The sequence below is a fragment of the Mesorhizobium sp. B1-1-5 genome, from assembly GCF_006443065.1.
Taxonomy (GTDB): domain Bacteria; phylum Pseudomonadota; class Alphaproteobacteria; order Rhizobiales; family Rhizobiaceae; genus Mesorhizobium.
On sequence record NZ_VFWS01000044.1, the window covers coordinates 1 to 25,621 of the forward strand.

24 protein-coding genes are annotated in these 25,621 nt (G+C 63.2%); 14 read left to right on the forward strand and 10 right to left on the reverse strand.

The window, feature by feature from the left end; genetic code table 11:
• Positions 1 to 205: 205 nt before the first annotated feature.
• The 4 genes from FJ980_RS15565 to FJ980_RS15580 form a co-directional block, all read right to left on the reverse strand.
• Complete coding sequence (locus FJ980_RS15565; protein ID WP_140544142.1) at positions 206 to 1,276, reverse strand: ABC transporter substrate-binding protein; 1,071 nt, start codon at positions 1,274 to 1,276, stop codon at positions 206 to 208.
• 27 nt (positions 1,277 to 1,303) lie between these two features.
• Positions 1,304 to 2,122, reverse strand: coding sequence for an ABC transporter permease (locus FJ980_RS15570; RefSeq protein WP_140544144.1), 819 nt, complete (start codon positions 2,120 to 2,122; stop codon positions 1,304 to 1,306).
• Complete coding sequence (locus tag FJ980_RS15575) at positions 2,119 to 3,006, reverse strand: ABC transporter permease (protein ID WP_140544146.1); 888 nt, start codon at positions 3,004 to 3,006, stop codon at positions 2,119 to 2,121. The genes FJ980_RS15570 and FJ980_RS15575 overlap by 4 nt, the downstream gene beginning before the upstream one ends.
• Positions 3,007 to 3,105: 99 nt before the next feature.
• Positions 3,106 to 4,389, reverse strand: coding sequence for an FAD-dependent oxidoreductase (locus tag FJ980_RS15580; RefSeq protein WP_140544148.1), 1,284 nt, complete (start codon positions 4,387 to 4,389; stop codon positions 3,106 to 3,108).
• Positions 4,390 to 4,584: 195 nt separating this feature from the next.
• Here FJ980_RS15580 and FJ980_RS15585 point away from each other — a divergent pair, with 195 nt between their 5' ends.
• The 5 genes from FJ980_RS15585 to FJ980_RS15605 all read left to right on the forward strand — a co-directional run bounded on the left by FJ980_RS15585 (position 4,585) and on the right by FJ980_RS15605 (position 9,944).
• Positions 4,585 to 5,742: a fumarylacetoacetate hydrolase family protein gene (locus tag FJ980_RS15585; RefSeq protein WP_140544150.1), complete on the forward strand. Its 1,158-nt coding sequence runs from the start codon at positions 4,585 to 4,587 to the stop codon at positions 5,740 to 5,742.
• Between the two features lie 269 nt (positions 5,743 to 6,011).
• Positions 6,012 to 6,944, forward strand: coding sequence for a substrate-binding domain-containing protein (locus FJ980_RS15590; RefSeq protein WP_140544152.1), 933 nt, complete (start codon positions 6,012 to 6,014; stop codon positions 6,942 to 6,944).
• 107 nt (positions 6,945 to 7,051) lie between these two features.
• Entirely contained in the window at positions 7,052 to 8,038 is a 987-nt protein-coding gene (locus tag FJ980_RS15595) for an ABC transporter permease (RefSeq protein WP_140544154.1), read from the forward strand.
• A gap of 4 nt (positions 8,039 to 8,042) precedes the next feature.
• The gene (locus FJ980_RS15600; protein ID WP_140544156.1) at positions 8,043 to 8,834 is read left to right on the forward strand and encodes an ATP-binding cassette domain-containing protein; all 792 of its coding nucleotides are present in this window, start codon (positions 8,043 to 8,045) and stop codon (positions 8,832 to 8,834) included.
• An 87-nt stretch (positions 8,835 to 8,921) separates the two neighbouring features.
• Positions 8,922 to 9,944, forward strand: coding sequence for a LacI family DNA-binding transcriptional regulator (locus FJ980_RS15605; protein ID WP_140544158.1), 1,023 nt, complete (start codon positions 8,922 to 8,924; stop codon positions 9,942 to 9,944).
• Between the two features lie 769 nt (positions 9,945 to 10,713).
• Here FJ980_RS15605 and FJ980_RS15615 read toward each other — a convergent pair.
• Positions 10,714 to 11,295 carry a TetR/AcrR family transcriptional regulator gene (locus tag FJ980_RS15615; protein WP_140544202.1) on the reverse strand — a complete coding sequence of 194 codons (582 nt, stop codon included), beginning with the start codon at positions 11,293 to 11,295 and terminating at the stop codon, positions 10,714 to 10,716.
• A 251-nt stretch (positions 11,296 to 11,546) separates the two neighbouring features.
• Between FJ980_RS15615 and FJ980_RS15620 the strand changes: the two genes are divergently transcribed.
• From FJ980_RS15620 to FJ980_RS15640, 5 genes are all read left to right on the forward strand, one after another.
• Entirely contained in the window at positions 11,547 to 11,783 is a 237-nt protein-coding gene (locus tag FJ980_RS15620) for a hypothetical protein (RefSeq protein WP_140544160.1), read from the forward strand.
• Positions 11,777 to 14,974, forward strand: coding sequence for a multidrug efflux RND transporter permease subunit (locus FJ980_RS15625; protein ID WP_140544162.1), 3,198 nt, complete (start codon positions 11,777 to 11,779; stop codon positions 14,972 to 14,974). The genes FJ980_RS15620 and FJ980_RS15625 overlap by 7 nt, the downstream gene beginning before the upstream one ends.
• Positions 14,975 to 15,010: 36 nt before the next feature.
• Positions 15,011 to 16,159 (forward strand): efflux RND transporter periplasmic adaptor subunit, encoded by a 1,149-nt coding sequence (locus FJ980_RS15630; RefSeq protein ID WP_140544164.1) that lies wholly within the window; start codon positions 15,011 to 15,013, stop codon positions 16,157 to 16,159.
• 181 nt (positions 16,160 to 16,340) lie between these two features.
• Entirely contained in the window at positions 16,341 to 16,709 is a 369-nt protein-coding gene (locus FJ980_RS15635; RefSeq protein WP_140544166.1) for a hypothetical protein, read from the forward strand.
• 163 nt (positions 16,710 to 16,872) lie between these two features.
• Entirely contained in the window at positions 16,873 to 17,976 is a 1,104-nt protein-coding gene (locus FJ980_RS15640; protein ID WP_140544168.1) for a mandelate racemase/muconate lactonizing enzyme family protein, read from the forward strand.
• A gap of 46 nt (positions 17,977 to 18,022) precedes the next feature.
• Here FJ980_RS15640 and FJ980_RS15645 read toward each other — a convergent pair whose 3' ends face one another.
• The gene (locus FJ980_RS15645) at positions 18,023 to 19,381 is read right to left on the reverse strand and encodes an NAD(P)/FAD-dependent oxidoreductase (protein WP_140544170.1); all 1,359 of its coding nucleotides are present in this window, start codon (positions 19,379 to 19,381) and stop codon (positions 18,023 to 18,025) included.
• Positions 19,382 to 19,699: 318 nt separating this feature from the next.
• Between FJ980_RS15645 and FJ980_RS15650 the strand changes: the two genes are divergently transcribed.
• Positions 19,700 to 20,422 carry an XRE family transcriptional regulator gene (locus FJ980_RS15650; RefSeq protein WP_140544172.1) on the forward strand — a complete coding sequence of 241 codons (723 nt, stop codon included), beginning with the start codon at positions 19,700 to 19,702 and terminating at the stop codon, positions 20,420 to 20,422.
• Positions 20,423 to 20,673: 251 nt separating this feature from the next.
• On the opposite strand, the gene FJ980_RS15655 is transcribed toward FJ980_RS15650, so the two are convergent.
• Genes FJ980_RS15655 through FJ980_RS15670 form a run of 4 tightly spaced genes read right to left on the reverse strand, consistent with a single transcriptional unit; the run spans position 20,674 to position 24,445 of the window.
• The gene (locus FJ980_RS15655; RefSeq protein WP_140544174.1) at positions 20,674 to 21,714 is read right to left on the reverse strand and encodes a DUF3445 domain-containing protein; all 1,041 of its coding nucleotides are present in this window, start codon (positions 21,712 to 21,714) and stop codon (positions 20,674 to 20,676) included.
• Between the two features lie 9 nt (positions 21,715 to 21,723).
• Entirely contained in the window at positions 21,724 to 22,689 is a 966-nt protein-coding gene (locus FJ980_RS15660) for a PDR/VanB family oxidoreductase (protein WP_140544176.1), read from the reverse strand.
• Entirely contained in the window at positions 22,686 to 23,276 is a 591-nt protein-coding gene (locus FJ980_RS15665; protein ID WP_140544178.1) for a dimethylamine monooxygenase subunit DmmA family protein, read from the reverse strand. Before FJ980_RS15665 ends, FJ980_RS15660 begins: the two co-directional genes overlap by 4 nt.
• Before the next feature lie 35 nt (positions 23,277 to 23,311).
• A complete protein-coding gene (locus tag FJ980_RS15670) occupies positions 23,312 to 24,445 on the reverse strand; it encodes an aminomethyltransferase family protein (protein WP_140544180.1) in 1,134 nt (377 codons plus the stop codon).
• Between the two features lie 285 nt (positions 24,446 to 24,730).
• Here FJ980_RS15670 and FJ980_RS15675 point away from each other — a divergent pair, with 285 nt between their 5' ends.
• From FJ980_RS15675 to FJ980_RS15685, 3 genes are read left to right on the forward strand one after another with little or no spacing between them, the layout of a single operon-like run.
• Positions 24,731 to 25,018: a hypothetical protein gene (locus FJ980_RS15675; protein ID WP_095768768.1), complete on the forward strand. Its 288-nt coding sequence runs from the start codon at positions 24,731 to 24,733 to the stop codon at positions 25,016 to 25,018.
• An 11-nt stretch (positions 25,019 to 25,029) separates the two neighbouring features.
• The gene (locus FJ980_RS15680) at positions 25,030 to 25,407 is read left to right on the forward strand and encodes a hypothetical protein (protein ID WP_095768769.1); all 378 of its coding nucleotides are present in this window, start codon (positions 25,030 to 25,032) and stop codon (positions 25,405 to 25,407) included.
• A 50-nt stretch (positions 25,408 to 25,457) separates the two neighbouring features.
• The gene (locus FJ980_RS15685) at positions 25,458 to 25,619 is read left to right on the forward strand and encodes a hypothetical protein (RefSeq protein ID WP_095768770.1); all 162 of its coding nucleotides are present in this window, start codon (positions 25,458 to 25,460) and stop codon (positions 25,617 to 25,619) included.
• Positions 25,620 to 25,621 lie beyond the last annotated feature (2 nt).

Genomic DNA, 25,621 nt, shown 5'->3' on the forward strand with positions numbered 1-25,621 from the left:
ATGGTCCTCGCTTAGTCTCTTCACCGGTGCGGCGCAGCGCCGCCAGGCTCCCCCTTCTCCCCTTGTGGGAGAAGGTGTCGCCGAAGGCGACGGATGAGGGGTGCTCCAGCGAAATGAGACGTCGGCGTTCCCTGGATCACCCCTCATCCGTCTCGGCGCTGCGCGCCGATCCACCTTCTCCCACAAGGGGAGAAGGGGGAGCTAGTTAGCCCCCCGCCTTCACCTTCTCGAACATCTTTGCCACGTCGTCATTCTGCTTCATCGGGCCGGTGAAGATAGTGGTCTTCAGCATCACATCCGGATCCGCAGGCAGCTGCAGTTTCTCCAGCTCCTCCTTGGACACGCCGGCAAATGCGGTCGAGAGCGAGCTGCCATAGCCGTAGGACTGGATCAGGAATTTGCCCGAGTCGGCATCGAGCCGGCTGTTGATGAAGTCATAGGCGAGGTCGACGTTCTTGGCGTCCTTCAGCATGACGAAGCCGCAGGCCCAGGTCAGCATGCCTTCCTTCGGCTTCATGAACTCGACCGGCACGCCCTGCTTCTTCAGCGAGGTGGCGGACGCGTTCCAGGTCATGGCGGCGACCAATTGGCCGCTGGCCAGCGCCTGCTCGACCGAGGTCATGTCGGTGGTATAGCTCGACAGCAGCGGCCGCTGCTCGCGCAGCTTTTCGGCCACCTTGTCCATCTGGTCCGGCGTCATGTCGAAGGGGTTCACACCCGCCAGGAGGGCCGCGACGATCGGCGTGTCGTGCACGGCGTCGATGGTCGCCATGCGGCCTGCATATTGCTTGTCCCACAGAAGGTTCCAGCTCGCCTCGGGGTTCTTCACCAGGTCGGTGCGGTAGAGGATCGAGGTGTTGCCCCAGTCCCACGGCACCATCCACACCTTGCCGTCGCCGGCCTGCAGGTCGGCCAGGTTCTTGAACACCGGGAAGATCGAATCCCAGTTCTTGATGCGCTTGGTGTCGATCGGCTGCAGCAGGCCCTCCTTGTTCCAGCGCGCCACCTTGTCGTAGCAGGGATGCGCGATGTCCGGACGGAAGCCGGCCTTGACCTTGGTGAAGGCGTCGTCATCGTCGCCGAAGATCGTCGCCTCGACGCCATCGGGATGCGCGGCAAGGAAGCTCTTGTTGAAGTCCGGCAGCTCGTAGCCCGACCAGGTGAAATATTGCAGCTTGTCGGCGGCAAGAGCGACTGTCGACGACAGCGCAAGCGCCAGCGCGGCAAGGCCAGCCCGGGCTTTGTGTCTGGCGATCGATTTCAGGTGGACTGTCATTTTCGTTCTCCTCTTCTTTGTTGTGGTTCAGGCTGGATTGCGGCGCGCAGTTCCAAGACCGCGGTGGCGAAGGATTTCGGCTGTGCTCGCGATGATGAAGGAGACAGTGAGGATCACCGTGCCGAGCGCCATCACGGTCGGCAGCGAGCGCGGGAAGCGCAGTTGGCTCCAGATGTAGAGCGGCAGCGTCGGCTCGGTGCCGGCGAGAAAGAAGACGACGATGAACTCGTCGAAGGAAATCAGGAACGAGAGCATGAAAGCCGACAGCACGGCGGGCGCACTCAGCGGCAGCATCACGCGCCGGAACGTCGTCCAGTCGGAAGCGCCGAGATCGAGCGCCGCTTCGCGGATCGTCTTCGGGATGGCGGCGAAGCGGCTGCGCATCACCACCACGGTCGTCGGCAGCGCGACGAGGATGTGGCCGAGCACGATGGAAACACGCGATGGGCCGAGGCCGATCAGATTGACCAGGATCAAAAGCGAGATGCCGACGATGACGCCGGGGATCAGGATCGGCAGGCGAGCGACGGCGCTGATGGTGGCGGCGATCGGCGAGCGGCCGTAGAGGTCCATATAGGAAACGGTGATGCCGCAGAGCGTCGCGCCGAAGGCGGCGATGACGCCGATGACCAGGCTGTTGGCCAGGGCGCCGGACAGTGCTGGGTTGCCGTAAAGCGTGCGGTACCATTCGAGCGTGAAGCCTTGCAGCGGAAACGCCGCCTGGATCGAGTTGTTGAAGGAAAACAGCGGGATCAAGAGCACCGGCAAATAGAGGAAGACGAGATAGCCAAGCACGTAGACGCCGAGCCAGCGGCCGTCGCTATTGGTGTCAGCCCGGGCGCTCATGTGCGGCTGCCGAACCGGCGGTCGGCGCCGCGCGCGACCAGCACCACGCACAGGATGACCAGCATGACGCAGACCGAAAGGGCTGCCCCGAACGGCCAGTCATTGGCCTTGCCGAATTGCGACTGGATCAGCGTGCCGATCATGGTGCTGGCCGGACCGCCGACCAAGGCCGGCGTGACATAGTCGCCGACCGTCGGCACGAAGACGACGAGCGCCGCCGCCAGAACGCCCGGCATAGAATTGGGCAGCACGACGCGGCGAAAGCTGGTGAACGGCCGCGCGCCGAGATCGGACGCGGCTTCGAGCAGCGATTTGGGGATCGTGTCCAGCGCCACATAGATGGGCAGGATGGCGAAGGGCGCATAGGCGTGCGCGAGCGTGACGACCACCGCGGCCGGCGTGTTGAGGAAGGCGAGCGTCGGCTCCTTCCAAAGGCCGGTCTCGATGAAGGCCGAGTTCAGAACGCCATTATAGGCAAGCACGATCTTCCAGGCGAAGACTCGCAAAAGGTAGCTGGTCCAGAACGGCAGCGTGACCAGGAAGAGCAGCAGGTTGCGGCGGCGGCCGGCATGAAAGGCGAGATAGTAGGCGACCGGATAGGCGGTAACGACGGTGGCGAGCGTCACGAGGCCGGCAATGACCAGCGAGCGCAGCGTCACCGTCCAATAGAGCGGATCGGTGGCGACGGTGACGAAATTTTCGACCGTCAGGCCAACCCCGAGCAGTGAGCCGTCATTGCCCCTGAAGGCGAGGAAGACCACCAGGCCAAGCGCGAACAGGATGAGGAAGAAGGTGACCAGCCCACCCGGCAGCAGCATGGCGAAACGGAAGACCGGCGAGATGCGGTTTTCCGGCAAGGGCCGTGTTGCGGCGATGGTCGACATCGAAGTGCCTGTTGGCTCGGATTTTTGAAATCGCCTGATGTTTTTTCATATTCATGAAACTGTCAAGCAGATTCGCTTGTGCGCTGCACGCATTCGGCGTCAGCGTTCGAACGCGTCGAGCATGCGGTACCAGGTGATTGCCGCGGCAACCCCGACCTGGCGGAAAGCGTGGAACGGGATCGGCTTGATCGGCGACAGCGGAAATGGCAACTGCCGCACGTCGCCGCTTGCAAGGTAGTTGGCCATGCGCTTGCCCAGCGCGCTCATCAGGCCGACGCCCCTGCCCTGGCAGCCGACGACCGCCAGCAGGCCCTTTTCCGGCTCATGCAGATGCGGCAGGTGGTCCGGCGTCAGCGCCACGCGGCCGAACCAGCGCTTCTCGATGGCGATGCCGGCAAGCGCCGGATAGAGGCGGGTGAGCGCGCGTTCGCAATGTGCCCAATCGGCGGCGCTTGAAGGCAGCGCCATGCGGCCGCGACCGCCGAGCACCATCCGGCCATCGGGAGTCCGGCGGTAGTAGACCAGGATGCGACGGGAATCGGAAACGGCCTGCCCGCCCGGCAGGATGCTTGCGGCAAGCTCGGCCGGAAGCGGCGCGGTGGCGATCTGGAAGGAATGCAGCGGCACGATCGTCTGAGCAAGGCCCGGCAGCAGGCCGTCCGTATAGGCGTTGGTGGCGAGCACGACCGACTTGGCCTGCAGTTCGGCGCCGCCTTGCGTCGAAACTCGCCAGACACCGGTATCCTTGGCAAGCTTCACCACCCGCTGCTGCTCGGCGATGCTGGCGCCGGCGGCCGCCGCGACGCGGGCGAGCTCGAGTGTGTAGGACAGCGGATCGATGACGCCGGCGCGGCGGTCGAGCCAGCCGCCCAGATAACCCCGGGCGCCGGTCATTCCCGCAATCCCGGCCCGGTCGAGCAGCTCGACGTCGGCACCCCGCGAGCGCCATTGGCGATCCCGGTTCGCCGCTGCCTTCAGGGCGGTTTCGGTGTGGGCCGCCTGGATCCAGCCGTTGCGCGTGAACGGCACCGCCAGCCTCTCGTCGCGGATCACATCGAACACGGCATCGGCCGTCGCGGCGGCGAACGCGACCAGGGCTTCGCCGCGCTCCTTGCCGAAGTGCTCGATCAGCCACTCCGGATCGTATTTAAGGCCGGGAATGACCTGGCCGCCATTGAGGCCCGAAGCGCCCTGCCCGATCGCGCCGGCGTCCAGCACCTGAACGGAAAGGCCCGCGCACGCCGCATGCAGCGCGGTCGACAGCCCCATGATGCCGCCGCCGACGATGACCGCGTCCAGCGTACCGTCGGCTGATAAGCCGGATTGGAATGCCGGGGCGGTCTTGGGCTTGCACCAAATCGGATCGGAGAAGGCTGCCGGCACGGATCACCTAAGGTTTGACCACCTGTGAAAATTCTATTTTCGATTTCATAAATTTGAAAGCGTGTTCGATGGGCCAGTTCGGCCGTGGCTGTGTGACAGCACATGCATGGTCGTAAATGTTGCGGCTGGCGGGATAGACGTTTCCGCGAAATCGGGGAAAAGTGCCGCGCGCGAAAAATTGAGAGGAATGATGCCATGACCGATCCGACCCGCCTGCCCGCCGATGGAATTTTCGTCGGCCGCGCCAAGACCAGCGCCGCTTCTCATCCGCTGGTGGTGACGGTGCGGGACGGCGAGGTGATCGACATCACCTCGAGCGCGGCGCCTACGGTGCGCGATCTTTGCGAGTTGAAGGATCCGGCTGACTATCTGCGCTCGGCCAAGGGCAAGGCGATCGGCGCGCTGGAAGAAATTGCGGCGAACAGCTTCGAGGCCAAACGTGACGCCGGGAAGCCCATCCTGCTGTCGCCCGTCGACCTGCAGGCGGTGAAGGCCTCCGGCGTCACCTTTGTCGTCAGCCTGCTCGAGCGCGTCATCGAGGAGCAGGCGCGCGGTTCGGCCGAAAAGGCCGACGCCATCCGCGCCGACATCGCCGGACTGATCGGCCACGATTTGTCGAAGCTCAAGCCCGGCTCGCCGGAAGCGATGGAGATCAAGGCCAAGCTGATCGCGCGCGGCGCCTGGTCGCAATATCTCGAAGTGGGCATCGGCCCGGACGCCGAGATCTTCACCAAATGCCAGCCGATGGCTTCCGTCGGCTTCGGCGCCGATGTCGGGCTGCACCCCGTCTCCACCTGGAACAATCCCGAGCCTGAGATCGCCATGATCGCCGATAGCTCGGGTCGCATCGTCGGCGCCACGCTCGGCAACGACGTCAACCTGCGCGACGTCGAAGGACGCTCGGCGCTGCTCCTCGGCAAGGCCAAGGACAACAACGCTTCCGCATCGCTCGGGCCGTTCATCCGGCTGTTCGACGAAACCTTCTCCATCGCCGACGTGAAGCGCGCCACGGTGCGGCTCAGCGTCGAGGGCGAGGACGGCTTCTCGCTGGAGGGCGCGAGCTCGATGGCCGAAATCAGCCGTTCGCCGGAAGAGCTGGTCAAGGCGGCGATGGGACCGCACCACCAGTATCCGGACGGGCTGGCGCTCTATCTCGGCACCATGTTCGTGCCCTCGAAGGACCGCGGCGAGAAGGGCAAGGGCTTTACCCACAAGGTCGGCGACATCGTCACCATCTCGTCGGAAAAGCTCGGCGCGCTCACCAACCGCGTACGGCTGTCGCCGGACTGCCCGCACTGGACCTACGGCGCCAGCCATCTGATGCGCGACCTGGCCAAAGCGGGTCTGATCTAACGCCGCACCGGAAGGGCGGTTGCTTGGAGGCCAATCCGCGCAGCGGATGGTCGATGGTGTTGTTTGCCCAACGAATATCACTGCTGCTGATGCAATCTGATGGGATTGCTGATGGCGCGAGCGCCTGTGCCAACATCCATTGGCGATGGAGGCTTGCCACTGCCTGAAAAAGAGAATGCTCTAGACGTTCCGGTCGGCGCGGGCAGGAGATGCAGCCAAGGCCACATCGCGCCGATCCAGGAGGAGAGTTCAACATGGGAGGAAATCGAATGCTTTCGCGGCTAAGACTGCTCGTGCTTGGCTTGATCGCCATGCTCGCCATTCCGGCGATGGCCGAGGCCAAGACGTTCTACTGGATTTCGCATGGCGGCCCGGCCGATCCGGTCTGGACCTACTTCCTGGCCGGCGCCAAGCAATGGGCGAGCGACACCGGCAACAAGGTGAACACCTCGTTCCACAATGGCGATGTGGCCTCGCAGCAGGAGGCCGTCCGCGCCGCCATCTCGGCCAAGGCCGACGGCATCGTCACCACCAGTCCGGATCCGGGCAGCCTTGTCGAGATCGTCAAGGAAGCGCGCGCGGCCAATATCCCGATCATCAACTTCAACACGCCCGATCCAAAGGCCAACTTCAACGCCTATGTCGGCGGCGACAACGTCACCTTCGGCAAGCACTGGGCGCAATATCTGGTCGACAAAGGCCTGGTGAAGAAGGGCGATTTCGTCTGGATGCCGGTCGAGGTCCCCGGTGCCACCTATGGCGTGCAGGAAGAGGAAGGCATCAAGAGCGTGTTCGGACCGGCCGGCATCACCTATGAGGTGACCGAAGCGACGCTCGACCAGGCCGAAGTGATCAACCGCATGGTCGACTATCTCACCGCCCACAAAGGCAAGGTGAAGGCCATCATCGGCCTCGGCGACCTCGTCACCGGCTCGATCAAGCGCGTCTTCGACCAAGCCGGCGTCAAGCCGGGCGAAATCCCGGTCGTCGGCTGGGGCAACTCGCTCGACACCACGCAGGAAGTGCTGAACGGCTATGTCAATGCCGGGCAGTGGCAGGACCCGCAGGCGACCAGCTATGTGGCGCTTTCGCTGGCCAACATGGCGGCCAGCGGCATTCCTCCAGGCTTCAATGTCATCACCGGCGCGCTCTATGAGAAGGACACCGCCGGCGTCTACGATAAGATCCTGTCCGGCAAGTAATCCCTGACATCTACGGTCGCGGCCTTCGGGCCGCGGCCGCTTTCCTGTACCGTCGAGCCCTGCCTGATCGGAGTGGGCTTTAGCCAATCATTCACGCCGCGGGCTCAATGGAAAACCGTTCCTTCATTCAAAGTTTCATCGCTCGAGCGGAATTCGGCCCCCTGGTGCTGCTTATCGTCGAGCTCGTCGTCTTCTGGGGCATCAATCCCGACTTCCTGTCGCCGCAGAACATTTCGAACATCCTGGCTTTCACCGTCGAGCTCGGCCTGATCGCGCTGGCGATGACCTTGCTGATGACATCCGGAGAATTCGACCTCTCGGTCGGCTCGCTGTTCGGCTTCTCGCCGGTGCTGATGTGGACGCTCTTCAACAGCGGCGTCACCTCGCTGGAGATGGGCCTGCTGATCGCGCTGATCGTCGCTGCCCTGATCGGGCTGGTGAATGGCTGGTTTGTCACCCAGCTCAAGATCCCCTCCTTCCTGGTGACGCTCGGCATGCTGCTTGTCGTGCGCGGCTCGGCGCTGTTCATCACCGACGGCTTCCCGCAGCGCACCTGGAGCGCGGAAGGCAGCTGGCTGGCGAACATCCTGGTCGGCGACTTCTATGTCGGACCTTTCCGCATCTACGCCTCGCTGTTCTGGTTCATCGGCGCTGCGATCGTGCTCGGCTATGTGCTGACGCAGAGCCGCACCGGCAACTGGATCCAGGCCGCCGGCGGCAATCCGAACGCGGCCCGCGCGCGCGGCGTCGACGTCAGCCGCGTCAAGGTCGGCCTGTTCGTCCTGTCGGCGGTGATGGCCTCGCTCGCCGGCGTGATCTCGTCGCTGCGCACCTCCGCGGCCAACCCCAACAGCGGCACCGGCTACGAGCTCGAGGTCATCGCCATGGTGGTGATCGGAGGCACGGCGCTGACCGGCGGGCGCGGCACCATCATCGGCACCGTGCTCGGTATCCTGATCCTGCGCGTCATGCGCAACGGCATCGTGCTGATCGGCGTGCCTGGGCTCGCCTACAACATCTTCATCGGCGCGATCATCCTCGGCATGATGGCGCTGCACTCATGGCTCGAACGCCGGCACCAGGCGGGAACTTAAGACGATGGCTGAGCCTCTCATCCGCATGGAAAATATTCGCAAGTCCTACGGGCGCGTGCAGGCGCTGGTGGACGCCAATTTCCACGTCAATGAAAAGGAGATCGTCGGCCTGCTCGGCGACAACGGCGCCGGCAAGTCAACGCTAATCAAGGTGTTGTCGGGCGCCGTGCCGCTGACCAGCGGCGACATCTTCATCCGCGGCAAGAAGGTCACGCTGCGCAGCACCAGCGACGCAATCGCCCACGGCATCGAGACGATCTACCAGGATTCGGCGCTGGTCACGCAGCTGTCGATCGCGCGCAACCTGTTCCTCGGGCGCGAGCCGATCAAGGCGCCGCGCTTCCTGAACCGCATGGACCAGGACGCGATGAACACGGTGGCGCGCGACCTGCTCAGACAGGTCGGCATCACCAAGAACATCCCGCCGACGACACCGATCGGCTCGCTGTCGGGCGGCGAGCGTCAGGCCGTGGCGATCGCCCGCGCCATGCATTTCGACAGCGATCTCATCATCCTCGACGAGCCGACCAACAATCTCGGCGTCGCCGAGACGCAAGGGGTCTTGAGCTTCGTGCGCAGCGCCCGCGATTCAGGGCATTCCTGCATCTTCATCGCGCATAACATCCACCACGTCTTCCAGGTGGTCGACCGCATCGTGGTGATGCGCCGGGGCAAGGTGGTGGCCGACGACATCGATCCGAAAAAGACGACGGTCGCTGAGGTCGAGCGCGTCATCACCGGCATGTCGGACAAGGAAATCCGCGACGCCATCGCAGACGGTCCGCAGCATGGCTGAGGGCTGACCGGCAGGCGGATCGGCGGCCGGCAGCCGCTTCACGCCCGCTGCTGGCACAGGATTGCATCAGCGCCTATGACTGGACCCATGAAAGCCACCGTAGCCGACATCGCCCGGAGCTGCGGCCTGTCGACCGCGACCGTCGACCGGGTGCTCAACAATCGCCCGGGTGCAAGCGCTGCCAACCGGCAGCGCGTGCTGGAGGCGGCCAAGCAGCTCGGTTATCTGCCGACGCTCGACCAGGTCGTGCTGCCGTCGAAGCCGGCGCATCTCGAATTCTTCCTGCCGATCGGCTCCAACGCCTTCATGGCCGATCTCGCCCATCACATCGAGGACTATGCGGCGCGCCTGCCGCTGGTCGCCTCCTGCCGCATCCATAACCTTGCCGGCATTTCGCCGGGCGCGCTGCAGAGTGCCGTGGAGAACCTGTCGCTCAAGGCCAATGGCGTCGGCGTGATCGCCATCGATCATCCGCGCACGCGCAACATCCTGCGCGAGCTGGTCGATGCCGGGATCAGGCTGGTCACGCTGATCTCGGATGTGCCGGCCGCGCCCCGCTCGGCCTATGTCGGCATCGACAACCGGGTGGCGGGCCGCACGGCGGCGCTGCTGATGGGCCGCTTCCTCGGCGGCCGTAGGGGACATCTGGCGATGGTGGTCGGCTCGCGCTCCTATCGCGGCCACGAGGAGCGCGAGATGGGTTTTCGTTCGGTGCTCGCCGAAGAATTTCCCGACCTCACGGTCTCAAGCGCGGCCGAAAGCAATGACGACCCGGACGCCAGCTACCGCGCGACCGTCAAGGCACTGCACGACGAAACGGATCTGCTCGGCATCTATTGCGTCGGCGCCGGACGCTCCGGCGTTGCCAAGGCGTTGCTGGAAGCCAAGCCACGCAGGAAGCCGGTCTTCATCTGCCACGACCTGACCAAGGAAACGCGCCGCTATCTCGTCGACGATCTCGCCGACGTCGTCATCGACCAGAATGCGCGGCTGATCGCAGAGCAGTCGGTGATCCGCCTGCTCGGCTCCATCGCCTCATCGGCGCCATACCTGACGAAGAAATTCATCGAGCCACGGCTGATCTTCAAGGAAAACGTGCCGGTGCAGTAGCGCGGGGCACGCCGCTCGCTTATTTGTCTGACGATTGATCCCGCAATTCTGCACAGCAGCTATGCAGGTTTCGCAATTGCCGAATCGTTAGGCACCTCGTATTTATCTGGGTGTCGGCCGTCTCCTCCTCCCAGATGTGATGCCGACGCTGAGTGCGGTACACCTCCTCCCGTGCCGTATTCGAAATCGAGCCCGCTGCCACCTCCTCCCGGCAGCGGGCTTTTCTTTGCCCGCAACTTCCCCTCACCCCACCGCTCTCGGAGTGCCGGTGCGCCATAACGTAAGCCTTCAGGACATTCTCCATCTTCGTCAAATGGCCTTTTCCCCCCGACACAGGGATTTTGAAAGGTTGCCGTTTGTCTTGGTGCAAGATTTCCGTTCATTTGCGTGAAATCAGCGCAAACGCTGGAGATTGGTTGAAGCCGCCCCAACATCGTCATTCTATGGCGGAGCAAGGAGCGTAGCGACGCGGCGCAGACCATAGAATCCATTCCGTGACTTCGAAGCGGCGCCACGGTGCAGAATTCTGCTCCGTTGCACGTTCTGGCGAAGGTAACGGCATGGATTCCAGGGTCTTCGCGCGTCGCTTCGCTCCTTGCTCCGCGCTGGAATGACGAAGGGTAGGCGTTTCGGCCAATCTCCAACGCGTGCCACCTGCGAACGCAAAACAGAGCCGACTGAAGCCGACCGGTCAAAACCCCTGTGCAGTGCCACTAGCCGGGGCGCGTCGTCCCCCTCTTAGGGCGGCTGAAAAGGGCCACCTCGGAGATCAGCGCGCCCGGAACGAAGCAATCAGGCTTTCGGCCATGCGCACGAATTGCGCGCTCGGACCTTCGGCGCCGACGCTCTGCATCGAGACGCGCGCGCCTTCGAGCAGCAGCGACAGCGTGTCGGCGAGAAGCTCGGCCTGGCCGATGCCAGCATCGCGGCAAAGCGCGACCAGCTTCTCGCGCTGGGCCTCCTTCAGTTCCTTGATGACGCGCCTTGCCGGGTGATCGGTCTCGGTGAGCTCGACGGCGGCATTGGCCATATCGCAGCCGCGGCTGTCGGCGCTCAGCAGCTCCGAAGCCTTTTGGACCCAAGCGTGCAACTGGGCGAGCTTATCGCCGGGATGCTTGGCCTCGAACTCGTCCCAGATCCTCGAAGCCTTCGCCGCCGTTGCGCGCAGGCATTCGACGATCAATTCGTCCTTGGACTCGAAGTGACGATAAAGCGTCATCTTGTTGGTGCCGGCAGCCTCGGTGATGGCGTCGACGCCCACACCCTTGATGCCGTGCTTGTGGAACATGTCCTGCGCCGTCTCCAGGATTCGATCCCGGGGACGGGAACGCTCCGCAACGCCGTCAGTCATCATGCTCTCCTTTCGTCGTTTCCAAAAAAACCGTCGCCACCTCTTGACTAGGGTGTTACCGGTCTGTAACTTCCAGCATGTTACTTACTGGTAACACCTATATCACTCGCCGTCAAACGACAAGGCCCTCCGATAGCCCTGCCAGAGTGAGATGGGACGCAAAACCTGCCTGTCATGCGGCTTCGGCCGGTGAAGAACGAGAAAAAGCGGTCCGTGATCAAGCGATGCGGACCGAGCAAGGAGCCACTCCTATGCAAAAGCGCAAAGACCTGACGATCGACGAAGCCATCCGGGATCCGATGATCCGGCTGGTGATGAAGGCGGACGGGATCGACCCCAAAGCCTTCGAACGGATGCTGCGCCAGCGCGCGGCCGACCAGGTGCCGGGCAACATCCCGCCATCCTTCCTGCAGGATTCCGGCTCCGGCCGGGCCCGGCGCCTGCGCCATTTCGCAAACCCGTTCGGCGAGGCGTCCGCATCATGGTGAACTTCTTCATCCACCGCCCGATCTTCGCGTCGGCGATCGCCATCATCATGGTGCTCGCCGGTGCGATCGCCTATTTCCTCTTGCCCGTCTCGCAGTTCCCCGACATCACGCCGCCGCAGGTTGTGGTCAGCGCGCACTATCCGGGCGCCAGCGCCCAGGTCGTGGCCGATACGGTCACCACCCCGCTCGAGCAGCAGATCAACGGCGTGCAAGGCATGACCTACATGTCGTCGACGAGCTCGAATGACGGCTCGTCCACCATCACCATCACCTTCGACGTCGGCTATCCGCTGAGCACGGCGGCCGTCGACGTGCAGAATCGCGTCAGCCAAGCGGCATCCTCCCTGCCGGCCATCGTCAACCAGGGCGGCGTGACGATCAAGAAGCAGAACCCCAATTTCGTGCTGATCGTCGACCTGACCTCGCCCGACGGCTCGGTCGATCCGGTGGCGCTGAGCAACCTCGCCTATCTGCAGGTGGTCGATCCGCTGAAGCGCCTGCCGGGCGTCGGCGACGTGCAGATCTTCGGCGAGCGCCGCTATTCGATGCGCGTCTGGCTCGATCCGGACAAGCTTGCCAATCTCGGCATCACCGCTGTCGACGTGCAGAACGCCATCGCCGAACAGAACGTGCAAGTGGCGGCCGGCAAGATCGGCCAGTCGCCGGCGCCTGCCGGCACCGCCTTCGAGATGCAGGTCAATGCGGTGGGCCGCCTGAGCGACCCGAAGGAATTCGGCGACATCGTCGTGCGGGCCAATTCGCAGAACGGCTCGCTTGTGCGGCTGCGCGACGTCGCCCGCATTGAGCTCGGCGCGCTGCAATATTCTTCCTCCGCCTTCTTCGGCAAGGACCCGACCGTGGTTTTGGCCGTCTACCAGATGCCCGGCTCCAACGCTCTCGACCTGCAGCAGCGGGTCAAGGACAAGATGCAGGAGCTGTCGCAGCGTTTCCCGAAGGGTGTCAGCTACGCCATGCATTACGACACGACGCGCTTCGTGTCGGCCTCGATGCATGACGTGCTGATCACGCTCGGCGAAGCGCTGGTGCTGGTCGTCGCGGTGGTGTTCATCTTCCTGCAGAGCTGGCGCACCACCATCATCCCGACCATCGCCATTCCCGTCTCGCTGATCGCGACGCTGGCGGTGATGTACATGCTGGGCTTCTCACTCAACATGCTCTCGCTGCTCGGCATGGTGCTGGCGATCGGCCTTGTCGTCGACGACGCGATCGTCGTGGTCGAGAATGTCGAGCGACAGCTGGAAGCCGGGCTCAAGCCGCTTGCCGCGACACGCGCGGCGATGGCCGAGGTGACCGGGCCGATCATCGCCACCACGGCGGTGCTGATGGCGGTGTTCGTTCCCGTCGCCTTTATCCCGGGCGTCTCCGGCCGGCTCTACAACCAGTTCGCGCTGACCGTCGCGATCTCCGTCGGCATCTCCGCCTTCAACTCGCTGACGCTGTCGCCGGCGCTGAGCGCGGCATTCCTGCGCCATCGCGGCGAGACCCAGTTCGTGCTGTTCCGCTGGTTCAACGCCGGCTTCGACTGGCTGTCGCATGCCTATGCGCATGGCGTGCGCCTCCTGATCAAGCTGCGCTGGGCCATGCTCGTCCTGTTCGCGGCTGGCCTCGTCGCCACCTATTTCGTCTGGCAGAAACTGCCTTCGACCTTCCTTCCGGTGGAGGACCAGGGCTATTTCTTCGTCGTCATCCAGCTGCCGGACGGCGCTTCCTTGGAGCGTACCGACGCAGTGGCGCAAAGGGCGCGCGATATCCTGCAGAACACGCCCGGCGTCGACATCGTCGGCTCGATCAGCGGCCTGAACTTCCTGACCAGCGCCGCCCAGTCGAATTCGGCGGTGGAGTTCGCGATCCTGAAACCATGGGACGAACGCGGTCCTGACCAGAGCGCCTCGAAACTGGTCGAGCAGGTGCGCGGCAAGCTTCTGCAGATGCCGGATGCGTTCGCGCTCTCCTTCGACCCGCCTTCGATCCCGGGCATCGGCACCACCGGCGGCTTCGAGTTCCAGGTCGAGGATTTGTCCGGGCGCGGCAGTGCGGCGCTGAACGACGTCACGCAGGCGCTGCTCGCCGAGGCGCGCAAGCAGCCGGAGCTCAACCCGCAGCAGCTGTTCTCATCCTTCTCGACCTCGACGCCGCAGTTCAACTACGACCTCGACCGCAGCAAGGCGAAGCTGCTCGGCCTCAACCTGCCGGACGTCTTCAACACGCTGCAGATCTATCTCGGCTCGCTCTACGTCAACGACTTCAACCTGTTTGGCCGCACCTTCCGCGTGACCATCCAGGCCGACAAGGACGCGCGCGCCGACGCCACCGACATCTCGCGGCTCTATGTGCGCAACGCGTCGGGCGGCATGGTGCCGCTCAGCACGCTGGGCAGACTGGTGCCGATCGTCGGGCCGGAGACCGTGCCGCATTACAACAACAACGCCTCGGCCCTGATCAATGGCGGCGCTGCCCCCGGCTTCTCGTCCGGACAGGCGGTGGCGGCCATGGAGCGGGCGGCGGCGAATGTGCTGCCGCGCGACTTCGGCTACGAATGGACCGGCATCACTTTCCAGGAGCTCAAGGCCGGATCGATCGCCTCTGTTGTGTTCGGGCTGGCGATCGTCTTCGTGTTCCTGATCCTGGCGGCGCAGTATGAAAGCTGGGCGATGCCTTTCATGGTGCTGCTGGCCGTGCCGCTCGCTTTGTTCGGCGCCTTCATCGTGCTGATGCTGCGCGGCATGCAGATCGACGTCTACTCGCAGATCGGCTTCGTCATGCTGATCGGCCTGGCGGCGAAGAACGCGATCCTGATCGTCGAATTCGCCAGACGCCGGCGCGAGGAGGGTCTCACCATCGTCGAAGCGGCGATGGAAGCGGCAAGGCTGAGACTGCGGCCGATCCTGATGACCGCCTTCGCCTTCATCCTCGGCGTGCTGCCGCTGATGTTCGCGACGGGTGCCGGTGCTGCCAGCCGGCAATCGATCGGCACCACCGTCTTCGGCGGCATGGTGGCGGCGACCATCCTGTCGCTGGTCTTCGTGCCTGTCTTCTACGCCGTGATCGAGCAGTTGCGCGAACGTGGCGAAAGGGAACCTGCCAAGGCGCACGACGACGCGCCTCGGCAAGACGAAATTGAACCGACCGCCGAGCCGGCGCTTCAGCCGCTCGCCCAGGCGGCTGAATAGGTCGCCCAGGCGGCCGAATAAGATTGGAGATCAATTATGCGTAGATGGAAAATCGCCTTGGGAACGGCCGTCGCGCTCGGCGCGATCTCGGTGGCCAGCGTGCACTTTCTCGACATGGGCAATTTGAGCGGCGGCGCAGCGGGTGCCGCGCCAGCGCCGGCGGCCTTCGTGATGCCGGTGCCGGTGGTGAATGTCGTGAAGAAGACGCTGCCGATCTATCTCGACTACGCCGCGCGGGTGGAGTCGATCCGCAGCATCACGCTGCAGGCGCGCGTGCCGGGCTATCTGCAGGAGCAGAATGCGGCCGACGGCAGCGACGTCAAGCAGGGCGACCTGCTCTACCGCATCGCGCCCGACGACTATCAGGCCGCGCTGGAGCAGGCGAAGGCGCAGGTGCAGCGCGATAGCGCGACGCTCGACTATGCAAAATCCAATCTCGGCCGCGGCACCGACCTCGCCAAGGCCGGCTATCTCGACAAGGACAGCTTCGACCAGCGCACCAGCAATCTGCGCGCGGCCCAGGCCGCCCTTGCCGTCGACCAGGCGGCGGTGCGGACGGCCGAGCTCAATCTCGGCTATGCCGAGATCAAGGCGCCGTTCTCGGGACGCATCGGCCGCAACCAGGCTTCGGTCGGCACGCTGGTCAGCGTCGCCGGCACGGTGCTCAACACGCTGGTGCAGCTCGATCCGATCTATGTGACCTTCAATCCGAGCGAGAGCGATCTCGTGCAGATTGGGCAGGCGAAGGCCGCCGGTCCGATCGCCGTCGACGTGCTGTTGCCCGGCGAGACCCAGCCCAGCCAGAAGGGCGAGCTGACCTTCATCGACAACACGATCGACCACTCGACCGGCACGATCACGGCGCGCGCCACGATCGGCAATGCCAAGTTCACGCTGCTTCCTGGACAGTATGTGCGGGTGCGGCTGCATGTGAAGGAACAGCCCAACACGCTGATGGTGCCGCAGGTGGCGCTGGGTTCCAGCCAGCTCGGCAAATACCTCTATGTCATCGGCAAGGGCAACACCGTCGACCAGAAGCTGGTGTCGCTTGGGCCCACCGACGGCGACCTGATTTCCGTGACCTCCGGCATCTCGGAGACCGACCAGGTGATCACGGGCAATTTGCAGAAGATCGGACCCGGAATGCCGGTTTCTCCCTTGCCGCAACCGAAACCGGCCAGCTGATAACCCCCATCAGTTTCCGGTCCGACGGCGCCCTCGATACCCACGTCGAGGGCGCCGTTTCGTTGGGCAGCACTGAGTCCGCAATACCAACCGGCAACAGCGCCCTAGCTTGCGCGGTATTCACAGCGGTAAGGTCGTCGAGGCAATACGTCAGTATCGGCATCCTAACGGAAGACACCTCATGTCAGCAAACACCATGGCTTTGTATATCGATTGCACGGGCCTGACCGTCTATATGACACGCGACGCTTTGCAAAAATTGGCCACTGAGTTGTCAAGGATAAGCGAGGCTCCGCCTCAAGAATGTTTTGAGATACATGTGCGCAGCGCATTTTCGCACTTTGATGAGAATGACAATCATTCAAGTCCTGCATTCAAGTCTCGCAACGGCCTGGCTGCCATAATTGAAGGAATGCATGCCGCAGTCGTCAAAGATGCAATCCAAAGAGGCGAAGAATCGGCGGATGCTCTGCCGTCCCCCTTCGAGCTGACTTTCATGCATGTCAGCCCAGAGGTGGTTGAGAAAGTAGCAACACAGCCTGACGACTGAGCGGCGCGGCGGTATCTCAAGAAGCGCGCCCGAGCTTTGCAATTGTCGGGCCGCGACCCCCGGAGTCAGAATCCGCAGCTAGCTCCCTTGTTGGATTGTCGACAACCTGATTGTGTTGCAGCCGGTTCATCGGAATATGGCCTGACCGGCAACGGACACAAACGTGAAGATCAAGAGCATCAAGGCCTATCATGTCGTGCAGCCCTTCGTGGACGGGCCCTACCGCATGTCCAAGGGGCGCGTCGCCGACTGCTTCGACGCGGTGATCGTCGCCATCACCTCGGACAGCGGCGAGACCGGTTGGGGCGAGATGGCGCCGCTCGGCAATTTCTACTCGGCCGCGTTTCCGGCGGGAACACGCGCGGGCGTGCCGGAGATCGCGCCGCATCTCATCGGCCAGGATCCACGCGGCCTTGCCGGCATCGGCCGGCTGATGGACACGGCATTCAAGGGCCATCCCTATATCAAGTCGGCGCTCGACATGGCGTGCTGGGATCTTGCTGCCCGCGCCGCCGGCGTGCCGCTGGTGACCATGCTCGGCGGCCGCGAGAGCGACATGGCCGAGACCTACCGGGTCGTCACCCACGGCACGCTCGATCAGATGGCCGCACTTGCCAAAAGGATCATCGCCGAAGGCTGCCGGCGCCTGCAGGTCAAGGTCGGCGGCAATGTGCGCGACGACATCGAGCGGGCCACGACAGTGGCCGCCGCCGTGCCGAAGGGCACGGTGATCTTCTGCGACGCCAATGCCGGCTGGACGCCGTACCAGGCGCGCCAGTTCGCTGACGCCACGCGCGGCATCGACTACACGTTCGAGCAGCCATGCACGACGATCGAGGAGAACATGTCGGTGCGCCGCATGCTCGACAAGCCGATGGTGCTCGACGAATCCGTCACCTCGCTGGGCGAGATGCTGGAGATCCACCGCCGCGGCGCCGCCGATGGGCTGACGCTGAAGATCTCGCGGCTGGGCGGCGTCACGCAGACCCGCCTGATCCGCGACGTCGCGGTCGATCTCGGCTTCATGATCACGGTCGAGGATACCGGCGGCGCCGAGATCGACACAGCGGCCATGGCGCATCTGTCGCTGTCGACGCCGCAGGAGCGCCGGCTGCATGCCATCGCCTTCCACGAATGGGTGACGGTGCGCACGGCCAGGAACGCGCCGCCGGTGACCGGCAGCCATATGGGCGTTCCCGACGGCCCCGGCCTTGGCATCGATGTGGACCCTGGCCTGCTCGGCAAGCCGTTTTTCGAGATCGGCTGAAGATCAGGCGCGTCGAGCCTGAGAACGTTGACGCGAGCGCGCCGTGCTACTCGGCCGCCACGCCCTTCACCTCGAGATAGCTTTCCATGGAATCGTCCAGCGCCTGCAGCCAGGGCGTATGATGGACCGGCGCCATGGTGCCGGTCATCAGCGAGCGGTAGGCGTTGTCGCGGAAGGTCATGATGTTTTCCATCTTGTGGTGCTCCCACTCCATGAAGGTGCGGTTGACCGCTTCGACGTCGAAGCCCGGATAGTCGGTCTGGTCCATCAGTTCCTTGGTGTAGTCGCCCTGGAACCAGATCATCTGCTCGGCGTCCTCCAGCGTCTCCTCGCGCGCCCGCCACTTGGCGCCGTGCTCGGCCATCGCTTCGGAGGATGGCAGCTTTATGCGGCCCATGATGACGTCGCGCGCATACCAGGCCTGCGCGTCGAACATGTTGAAGGTGTAGAACTGGTCCTGCATGCCGATGTAGAAAAGCTTCGGGTTCTTCTCCCAGACGACGCCTTCATAGAGATCGAGCGGCCACATCCGGTTGGCGGTCTTGAGCTTGAGGTCGTCGGTGAGGAACGGGAAGGAATGCAGATAACCGGTGCAAAGGATGATGGCATCGACGTCCTTGGTCGTGCCGTCCTTGAAATGCGCTGTCTTGCCGACGACCTTCTGCAGCAGCGGCACTTCCTTCCAGTTCTCCGGCCATTTGAAACCCATCGGCTTGGAGCGGTAGCTGGAGGTGATCGATTTGGCGCCGTATTTGTAGCATTGCGAACCGATATCCTCGGCCGAATAGGAGCGGCCGATGATCAAGATGTCCTTGCCCTTGAATTCCATGGCGTCGCGGAAATCGTGGCTGTGCAGGATGCGGCCGTTGAAGGTGGGGAAACCTTCGAAGTAAGGCACGTTGGGCACCGAGAAATGGCCTGAAGCGACCACGACGTTGTCGAATTCCTCCGAGTAGGTCACGTCATTGGTGCGATCATGCGCGGTGACGGTGAACTTCTCGGTCTCGTCGGAATAGGTCACCATGCGCACCGGGCTGTTGAAGCGCACCCATTCGCGCAGGCCGGATTTCTCGACGCGGCCCTTGATGTAGTCCCACAGCACGGCTCGCGGCGGATAGGAAGCGATCGGCCGGCCGAAATGCTCCTCGAAGGTGTAGTCGGCGAATTCGAGGCATTCCTTTGGGCCGTTCGACCAGAGATAGCGGTACATCGAGCCGTGCACCGGATCGCCATGCTCGTCGAGGCCGGTGCGCCAGGTGTAGTTCCATAAGCCGCCCCAGTCGCTCTGCTTCTCGAAGCAGACGATTTCCGGGATCTCGGCGCCCTTGTCGGCGGCCGACTTGAACGCCCTTAGCTGGGCCAGGCCCGACGGTCCGGCTCCGATGACCGCGACACGAGATTTCATTGCGGGCGTCCTCCTTTTTTTGATCCGACTTTTTTCTTGACGCAATTCCGGGCGGAAAACCGTTCGACACTTTTCCTGGAATTGCTCCCACGAAACAAATTTCACTGACAGTGACAGTAATTGGGTCTTTGGTGCTGTCAACAAACATCTGCGGCGACGGCGTTTGCGTGAAAGGGTTTTTGCGCGCAAAGGCGGCGGCGTCACGTTGAAGCAGGCGTGCCCTGCAACATCCAGCGGCTTGCTGTCGCGGTTGCGCTCTTGTATCGCCACCGAATATGTTCACCTTGAGTGAAATAATCCGCGAGAGTCGGGGGCGACATGGCGAACAAGAATTCCGGCACCAAGTCCACCGATGCGGCAGCGAAGGGCAAGGCGCCGCTAAAGCGCGTTTCGGCGGCCGGGCGCACGATACGCGCGCCGTTGACGCAGAATCCGCACGCCATCCGCGATACGCGCGAAAAAGTGCTGGAAGTGGCGATCGGCCATGAGGTGCGCGCGTTCCGCAAGAAGCTCGGCATCACCGTCGCCGATCTCGCCACCGCCACCGAAATTTCGCTCGGCATGCTGTCGAAGATCGAAAACGGCATCACCTCGCCATCGCTGACGACATTGCAGGCGCTGTCGCGGGCGCTGGGCGTTCCGGTGACCGCCTTCTTCCGACGCTTCGAGGAAGAGCACAGCGCCGTCTTCGTCAAGGCCGGCGAAGGCGTCGACGTCGAGCGCCGCGGCACGCGCGCCGGCCACCAGTACAACCTGCTCGGACATATCGGCGCCAACACCAGCGGCGTCGTCGTCGAGCCCTATCTCATCACGCTGACCGAGAATTCGGACGTGTTCCCGACCTTCCAGCATGCGGGCATGGAATTCCTCTACATGCTCGAGGGCGAGGTCGTTTACCGGCACGGCAACAACCTTTATCCGATGAAGCCGGGCGACAGCCTGTTCTTCGACGCCGATGCGCCGCACGGCCCGGAAGAGCTGACGCGCCTGCCGATGCGGTATCTGTCGATCATCTGCTATCCGCAAAACAGCGCCGGGTGATTGGCTGATCTCGCCCTTACCGCGCTTCGTCATTCTAGGGCGAAGCAAGGAGCGAAGCGACGCGCGCAGACCCTAGAATCCAGGCCGTGACGCTAAGGCGTTGCAACGGTTACCGAATTCCGCGCCTTTGCACCCTACGGCCGAGTTCACGGCATGGATACTCGGGTCAAGCCCGAGTATGACGACGTCACGGGGGCTTCGGCCAATCTCCAACGTCGGCGCCGGAGGCGCCCAAGGTGGAGATCGGCAGTTCAATCCGGCCCGAATCCTGGTGACGTCGGGCTGCCGTCGTCGAGCTTCGACAGCCATTCCACCAGCGTCGGCCTATATCGGGTCAGGCCCTTATAGGTGGCGAGCTCTTCCGGCAGGTCGCGGATGACGCGGTGCAGGCGGCGCGCCCATTTCGGCTGCGTGACCAGCTCGTCCATCTTGATAAGGTAGCAGCGGATCGGGAAGACGATGCTGTTGGAGCGCGGCAGCCGCCAGAAGCTTTGCAATTCGACGCGCAGATGCACCTTGTCGCCGACATTCTCCGGCGTGACCGTGGCGCGGTCCGGGCCCCATTTGTGATAATTCTCGGGGCTGGTGTCGAGGCGCGGATTGACGGTCATCGTCCAGTTGAGACGCCTGGCCGGCTTGCCCTGCTGGATATTGGTGAGGAATTTCAGCGCGCGGGTGAAAATGCCCTTCTCATGCGCCAGCGGCACCGGCGCGTGCCATTCGAAAAAGTTCATGCCGATGTCGAAGTCGAGCGACCAGTCGGCCTGGGTGGTGACCATGCCGGCATCCATCCACAGATTGCCGTCGCGCTGGTCGAGAATGCAGAAATCGCCCTGGCTCTGGCGGGTGATGTATTCCATCGGGCCGTAGGGCAGCGTCGAGGTGTCGCCGAAGGTGAAGGTGTCGTCGATGCCGAGCGGCCGGTTGATCCAGCGCCAGCGATCACCGTTTCGCTCCAGTGTGAAATGCTCGGGATAGCCGAGCGCCTGCTGCTCCATCAGAAGCTCGAGCAGGTCCCAGCCGGCAAGCGTCATATGCGGCAGCGACTGGCAGCGCAGGGGATCCTCGGCCAGAACAAGCGCGCGGTCTTGCATCTCGGCGACATAATGCTCGTCGACGTCGATCAGGTTCTCAAGCACGCTGCCCTTGGGCCCGACGACATGCGGCTCGATGTTGACCGCATACATGTAGGCGTCTTCGTTGAACGGGAAGGGAAAGCGCCGGATGTGCTCCGGACTGTTCTTGAAGGTGAAATCGTCGCGAAACGTTTCTTTGCGAAAGGTGATGCCCATTGACGCCTCCTATCTTTCCAGGACCAGCGACTTGCCCTCGAAGCGCGAGACGCAAGGCATGATCTTGCAGCCGGAACGGTGGTCTTCCTCGCTCAGCCAGTGATCGTTGTGGATGAACTTGCCGTCGGAGGAGATCACATTGGTCTCGCACTGGCCGCAAACGCCGCCGCGGCAGAGATAAGGCGGGTCGACGCCGGCGGCTTCGATCGCCTCGAGCAGGCTCTGCTGCTCGCCGACGCGAATCGTCTTGTCGCTGACGGCCAAGGTCACGTCGAACGGCGCGCCGGGCTGCGGGGCCGCGAAATGCTCGAAATGCACAGTCTCCGGCGGCCATCCGAGGCTAGCCGCGCGCTCGCGCACCCAGTTGATCATGCCGGCCGGGCCGCAGACATAGAGGTGTGTGCCGAGCGGCTGCGAGGACAAGAGCCGCTCGAGGTCGATGCGCTCCTCGCGGTCGTCGTGATAGAGCCTGACCCGGTTGCCGTAGCGCTGTTGCAAGACGTCGGCATAGGTGCCTAGCGAAGCCGTGCGGCAGGTGTAATGCAATTCGAAATTGCCGCCGGCGCCTGCCAGCTGCGATGTCTGCGCCATGAAAGGCGTGATGCCGATGCCGCCGGCCAGCATCAGGTGCTTCTTCGCCCGCAGATCCAGCGAGAACAAATTGACCGGATAGCTGATCACCATCTCCAGTCCGCGCTCGACCTGCCGGTGCATGAACAGCGAGCCGCCGCGGCCGGCATCGTCGCGCCGGATGGAAATCGTGTATTCGCGCGTGTCGAGCGGCGAGCCCATCAGCGAATAGGGATTGAGTCTGGTGCGGTCGCCGTCGCGCATCTCGACGACAACGTGGGCGCCGCCGGAAAAGGTCGGCAGCAGCTCGCCGTCGCGACGGCGGAAATGGAAGCGGGTCACGAGATCGTTCACGGGAACGACGTCGCTGACAACGACGTCGAGCTTGGTGGTGCCGGTGCTCATGGAAAGGCCTCCTCGATCGGAGGACTCTCGGAGCGATCCTCGGCGTTGATGCACACGCCCTGGAAGGCCGCGAGACGCCGCGAATAGTGATCGCGCACCAAAAGCAGCAGGCCGCAATGCGAGCAGGTGGCCGGCTGCGTGGTCACATTCTCGGTGATGCCCTTGCAGTGCACGCACTGCATGCGCCGCGCCAGCGAGCCGCGATGCTCGGTCGCAATGGAGGTATGGTCGATGCCGGCTTCAAGCGCTACTTGCATCGCCTGGCCGATCAGGCCTTCGGTGCCGGCAAGATAGAGACGCAGGCCCATATGAGCGTTGGTCAGCGTCTGCTTGAGCCGCGGCAAGAGGCTCGCAAAGGACGGAGCGATGTGGAGTTGCGCCGGCTTCAGCGTTTCGAGAGCGGCGATGTGCTTGCCCACCGGAATGAAGACGATTTCGGCGCCGTCGAAGAAGCCAGGCGGCGCCTTGCCGGCCATGTCGGTAATCGCCAGCGCGCCTTCCGCGTCGGCGATGAAGAGATGATGCTTGCCGGGCTGCGGAGACAGCGTTCCGTAAACGGGCCGGCTGATGATCGTCTTGGCTGTCATTCGTCCGTCGTGCCTTTGCCCCCGCTGATGATGCCTCAACCTTTTGCCGTGCGCTTGGTCTTTTTCGGATCGTCGAACGGCAGCGGTTGCGCCGTCGCCTTGATCGAGCCGTTCCGGTTACGAATCTCGAGCCTGGTGTCCTGGACCGCGCAGTCGACATCGAGGCGCGCGATGCCCATCGATTTCTCGACCAGCGGCGAATACATGGCGCAGGTCACCACGCCGACTTGTCTGCCGTCACGGTAGACAGGCGCGCCCTCGTCCGCCGGCTCCTTGCCGTCGAGCAGCACGCCATAGATCTTGAAGCGCTCCTTGCCCTTCAGCCGATAATGCTCCTCGGCGCCGCGGAAGCCGGTCTTGCCGGGGCTGACGGTGAAGTCGAGGCCGAGCTCCCACAGCGTGTCGCCGGGGCCTTCGTTCTCGAACGGATACTTTTGCGAGTTGTCATAGGGATAGAAGAGCAGATAGCTCTCGACGCGCAGCATATCGAGCGTGGTGAAGCGGCAGGGAATGATGCCGGCGCTCTTGCCCTCCTCGAGGATCCTGTCCCAGATCGTGCCGGCATCCTGGCCGCGGCAGAAGATCTCGTAGCCGCGCTCGCCTGTGTAGCCGGTGCGCGAGATCATCACCGGAAAGCCGAAGAGCTGCGTGTGCATATGATGGAAATAGTTGAGGTCGCGGATGCCCGGCACATGCTTGGCGAGATAGTCGACCGCGGTCGGGCCTTGCAGCGACAGGTCGTGCAGATTGTCATCGAAGCGCAGCGAGACATCGCGGCCCATCGCCGCCCGCTGCAGCTCCTCATGGCCCGTGCCCGAGCCGTGCACGACCATCCACGAGTTCGGGCTGATGCGGTAGAGGATGCAGTCGTCGGTGAATTTGCCGGCCTCGTTCAGCATGCAGGCGTAGGCCGACTTGCCGGGATAGATCTTTTCGACGTCGCGCGTCGTGGCGAGGTCGATGAGATGCGAGGCGTGCGGCCCGGTGATATGAACCTTCTTCAGGCCGGAGACGTCCATCAGCCCGGCCTTGGTGCGGATCGCGACATATTCCTCGTCGGCATCCTTGTCGTAGGTCCAGGCGGTGCCCATGCCGCTCCAGTCCTCGAGTTTCGAGCCGAGCGCGCGATGGCGATCCGCCAGGGTCGAGAATCTCCAGGATGCCGTCATCCGATCGTCCTCCGTACGAATTAAGTCGTTGCTGTTCCCTGCTCCTGCTTGGTGGCGGAGCTTGGTCGAATATTGACCGCAAACGGCGAAGCCCTGCAATCCCCTTGAAGCAAATAATTTCATTGTCAGGCAAATTTCTTGCCCGATGACAAACGGTTTGCGATGCGTAAATCCGGCTTGACAATTCCGGGAATCGAGCGGAATTTATGAAAAAAATTTCACTCTGTTGAAAGAGTGGACGCCCGGTCGGTTGTGTGGCCGGACGTCGCCAGAAGGGGAAAACCGATGTCCGACATGCAGCAGCGCATCGAAGCGCTGTACCGTTCCGACGTACGTGGGTCCGTGCTCCTGATCGTGTGCCTGTGGGCAACGATCCTCTTCGTCCTCCTGATGACATGGCCATACATTCCGCATAGCGGCATCAAGCTCGTGGTGGCGGTTGCAGCCGCGGCGGTGCTGATCTTCAACACCGCCGCGATCCTCGCCATGCTCAACCACTACAAGGAAGACAAGGACTTCATCTACGGGCTCGACATCAAGAACGCCGACGCCGCCCGCAACCGCCAATCGTGAAGGGAGAAACCATGGCTCGCTATACCCCGCCGGAGCAGAGCAAGGCCGGACAGATCCTCGACATCGCGGTCGTGGTGGTCGCAATCTTCGTGGCGCTCTGGCTGCCGCTGAAACTCGGCTTTGCCGGGGCGGCGAAGTCGATCGACCCGCTCGATGCCAAGACCTGGGACGCGCTCGGCCAGAATGCGACCATGGCGTCGATCTGGGAGAAGCTGGGCTACACGCCGGAGACGGCGCACGACATCATCCAGAACCGCTTCCATTACATCATCGACTGGCCGACGCTGATCATCATGGCGATCGTGCTGATCGCGTATTTCGTCTTCCTGTTCCGCGCCTCCGACAAGGAATATCGCGAGGTGATCAACGAGAAGTTCGACGACAAATAGACTTCGACGACAAAGAGACTTTCGACGACAAAGAGACCGGGGAAGACATCATGTGGATGGGACTGTCTTACGTTTGCTGGGGCATCTCGGTCGTGCTTGCGGCGTGGATGCTCTACGACTGGTTCAAGGTCGATACGACCTATTCCGAGGAGACTTTGACGTCTTCCCGCGAAGGCGAGCTTGAAGCCGTTTCCGAAAAACACCGGATCTGAGT

Coding starts and splice junctions, on each gene's coding strand:
- FJ980_RS15565 (WP_140544142.1), bottom strand. CDS start 1,276: ATGACAGTCCACCTGAAATCGATCGCCAGACACAAAGCCCGGGCTGGC.
- FJ980_RS15570 (WP_140544144.1), bottom strand. CDS start 2,122: ATGAGCGCCCGGGCTGACACCAATAGCGACGGCCGCTGGCTCGGCGTC.
- FJ980_RS15575 (WP_140544146.1), bottom strand. CDS start 3,006: ATGTCGACCATCGCCGCAACACGGCCCTTGCCGGAAAACCGCATCTCG.
- FJ980_RS15585 (WP_140544150.1), top strand. CDS start 4,585: ATGACCGATCCGACCCGCCTGCCCGCCGATGGAATTTTCGTCGGCCGC.
- FJ980_RS15590 (WP_140544152.1), top strand. CDS start 6,012: ATGCTTTCGCGGCTAAGACTGCTCGTGCTTGGCTTGATCGCCATGCTC.
- FJ980_RS15595 (WP_140544154.1), top strand. CDS start 7,052: ATGGAAAACCGTTCCTTCATTCAAAGTTTCATCGCTCGAGCGGAATTC.
- FJ980_RS15600 (WP_140544156.1), top strand. CDS start 8,043: ATGGCTGAGCCTCTCATCCGCATGGAAAATATTCGCAAGTCCTACGGG.
- FJ980_RS15605 (WP_140544158.1), top strand. CDS start 8,922: ATGAAAGCCACCGTAGCCGACATCGCCCGGAGCTGCGGCCTGTCGACC.
- FJ980_RS15615 (WP_140544202.1), bottom strand. CDS start 11,295: ATGACTGACGGCGTTGCGGAGCGTTCCCGTCCCCGGGATCGAATCCTG.
- FJ980_RS15620 (WP_140544160.1), top strand. CDS start 11,547: ATGCAAAAGCGCAAAGACCTGACGATCGACGAAGCCATCCGGGATCCG.
- FJ980_RS15625 (WP_140544162.1), top strand. CDS start 11,777: ATGGTGAACTTCTTCATCCACCGCCCGATCTTCGCGTCGGCGATCGCC.
- FJ980_RS15630 (WP_140544164.1), top strand. CDS start 15,011: ATGCGTAGATGGAAAATCGCCTTGGGAACGGCCGTCGCGCTCGGCGCG.
- FJ980_RS15635 (WP_140544166.1), top strand. CDS start 16,341: ATGTCAGCAAACACCATGGCTTTGTATATCGATTGCACGGGCCTGACC.
- FJ980_RS15645 (WP_140544170.1), bottom strand. CDS start 19,381: ATGAAATCTCGTGTCGCGGTCATCGGAGCCGGACCGTCGGGCCTGGCC.
- FJ980_RS15650 (WP_140544172.1), top strand. CDS start 19,700: ATGGCGAACAAGAATTCCGGCACCAAGTCCACCGATGCGGCAGCGAAG.
- FJ980_RS15655 (WP_140544174.1), bottom strand. CDS start 21,714: ATGGGCATCACCTTTCGCAAAGAAACGTTTCGCGACGATTTCACCTTC.
- FJ980_RS15660 (WP_140544176.1), bottom strand. CDS start 22,689: ATGAGCACCGGCACCACCAAGCTCGACGTCGTTGTCAGCGACGTCGTT.
- FJ980_RS15665 (WP_140544178.1), bottom strand. CDS start 23,276: ATGACAGCCAAGACGATCATCAGCCGGCCCGTTTACGGAACGCTGTCT.
- FJ980_RS15670 (WP_140544180.1), bottom strand. CDS start 24,445: ATGACGGCATCCTGGAGATTCTCGACCCTGGCGGATCGCCATCGCGCG.
- FJ980_RS15675 (WP_095768768.1), top strand. CDS start 24,731: ATGTCCGACATGCAGCAGCGCATCGAAGCGCTGTACCGTTCCGACGTA.
- FJ980_RS15680 (WP_095768769.1), top strand. CDS start 25,030: ATGGCTCGCTATACCCCGCCGGAGCAGAGCAAGGCCGGACAGATCCTC.
- FJ980_RS15685 (WP_095768770.1), top strand. CDS start 25,458: ATGTGGATGGGACTGTCTTACGTTTGCTGGGGCATCTCGGTCGTGCTT.